Origin of the sequence: Actinoplanes sp. NPDC051633 (genome assembly GCF_040681735.1) — a bacterium.
Taxonomy (GTDB): Bacteria; Actinomycetota; Actinomycetes; order Mycobacteriales; family Micromonosporaceae; genus Actinoplanes.
Genome location: NZ_JBFAZH010001448.1, coordinates 1 through 1,707, shown reverse-complemented (window position 1 = coordinate 1,707; position 1,707 = coordinate 1). Strand labels below are relative to the sequence as shown.

Below are 1,707 nucleotides of genomic sequence, written 5' to 3'. Positions count from 1 at the left end.
CACACGTACCGGATCCAGGCGCACACCAACGCCGACGACGCCGGCCGGTACCGGGACGACGCCGAGGTCGCCGAGTGGGCCGCACGCGACCCGCTCGTGCGGCTCGAGAAGTTCCTCGGCGTCGCGCCGTCCCCGGACGCGGGCGAGCGCCTCGCGAAGCGGATGCGCGACGGCATCAACACCGACGTGCCCCCGAACCCCGGCGATCTTTTCGAATACGTCTACGCGACGCCGACACCCCAGCTGGTCGAGCAGCGCGCGCTGCTGCAGGACGAGATGAGCCGCGAGTCATGAACGAGAAGCTGTCGATGGCGCAGGCGCTCAACCGGGCGCTGCACGACGCGCTGACCGAGGACGACTCGGTGCTGGTGTTCGGGGAGGACGTCGGCCCGCTCGGTGGCGTCTTCCGGGTGACCGACGGGCTGGCGGCCTCCTTCGGGGAGCGGCGGGTGTTCGACACCCCGCTGGCCGAGTCGGGCATCGTCGGGATGGCGGTCGGGCTCGCCATGAACGGCATGCGGCCGGTCGTCGAGATGCAGTTCGACGCGTTCGCGTACCCGGCCTTCGAGCAGGTCGTCAGCCACGTCGCCAAGATGCGCAACCGCACCCGGGGCAAGGTCACGCTGCCGATGGTGATCCGGGTGCCCTACGCCGGGGGCATCGGCGGCGTCGAGCACCACTGCGACTCGTCCGAGGCGTACTACGCGCACACGCCCGGCCTGCAGGTGGTCGCGCCGGCCGACCCCGCGGACGCGTACGCGCTGCTGCGTGCGGCGATCGCCGCGCCCGACCCCGTCGTCTTCCTCGAACCCAAGAAGCTCTACTGGGTCAAGGAGGAGGTCGACACCACCGCCGCACGCCCGCCGATCGGCCGCGCGGTGGTGCGCCGGGAAGGCACCGACGCGACCCTGATCGCCTACGGCCCGTCCGTGCCGGTCGCCCTCGAGGCGGCCGCCGCGGCCGCGCAGGAGGGCCGCAGCCTGCAGGTGGTGGACCTGCGGTCGATCGTGCCCTTCGACGACGAGACGGTGTGCGAGGCGGTCTCCCGCACCGGCCGCGCCGTGGTGGTCGCCGAGGCGGCCGGATTCGCGAGCGTCGCCTCCGAGATCGTCGCCCGGGTCACCGAGCGCTGCTTCCACTCGCTCGCCGCGCCGATCCGCCGGGTCACCGGCTTCGACATCCCGTTCCCGCCGCCGAAGCTCGAACACCTCCAGCTGCCCGGCGTCGACCGGATCCTGGACGCCGTCGACGATCTGCAGTGGGAGGACGCGTGAACACGTTCCTGCTGCCCGACCTCGGCGAAGGGCTGACCGAGGCGGAGATCGTGCGCTGGCTGGTGGCCGAGGGCGATCTGGTCGCCGTGGACCAGGCGGTGGTCGAGGTCGAGACGGCGAAGTCGGTGGTGGAGCTGCCCAGTCCGTACGCGGGGCGGGTGGCGGCGCTGCACGGCGCCGAGGGGGCGGCGGTCGATGTGGGCACGCCGCTCTTCTCGGTCGAGCCGGAGTCGGTGTCGGGCAACGTGCTGGTCGGGTACGGGCCGCCGGCCGGATTAGCGGAGCCGGGCACCCGGCGCCGACGCCCTCGGCGAAACGCGGCCCCGCCGGCCCCGGCCGGCCTGCAGGGCCCCCGCCCCCCCCCCCCCCCCGGGCCCCCCCCCCCCCCCCCCCCCCCCCCCCCCCCCCCCCCCCCCCCCCCCCCCCCCCCCCC

2 protein-coding genes and 1 pseudogene are annotated in these 1,707 nt (G+C 74.6%); all 3 read left to right on the top strand.

Translation table 11 applies throughout. The features are described 5' to 3' along the window. A partial coding sequence (locus AB0M20_RS41960) for a thiamine pyrophosphate-dependent enzyme (RefSeq protein ID WP_364306940.1) occupies positions 1-294 on the top strand: 294 nt, incomplete at its 5' end. Next, complete coding sequence (locus AB0M20_RS41955; RefSeq protein ID WP_364306939.1) at positions 291-1,274, top strand: alpha-ketoacid dehydrogenase subunit beta; 984 nt, start codon at positions 291-293, stop codon at positions 1,272-1,274. The genes AB0M20_RS41960 and AB0M20_RS41955, both read left to right, overlap by 4 nt. Further along, positions 1,259-1,585: pseudogene (locus AB0M20_RS41950) on the top strand (biotin/lipoyl-containing protein); the annotation flags it as partial. The gene AB0M20_RS41955 and the pseudogene AB0M20_RS41950, both read left to right, overlap by 16 nt. Positions 1,586-1,707 lie beyond the last annotated feature (122 nt).

Bases quoted from the DNA above. Each gene is read 5' to 3' on its own strand.
- AB0M20_RS41955 (WP_364306939.1), top strand. From the start codon at position 291: ATGAACGAGAAGCTGTCGATGGCGCAGGCGCTCAACCGGGCGCTGCAC.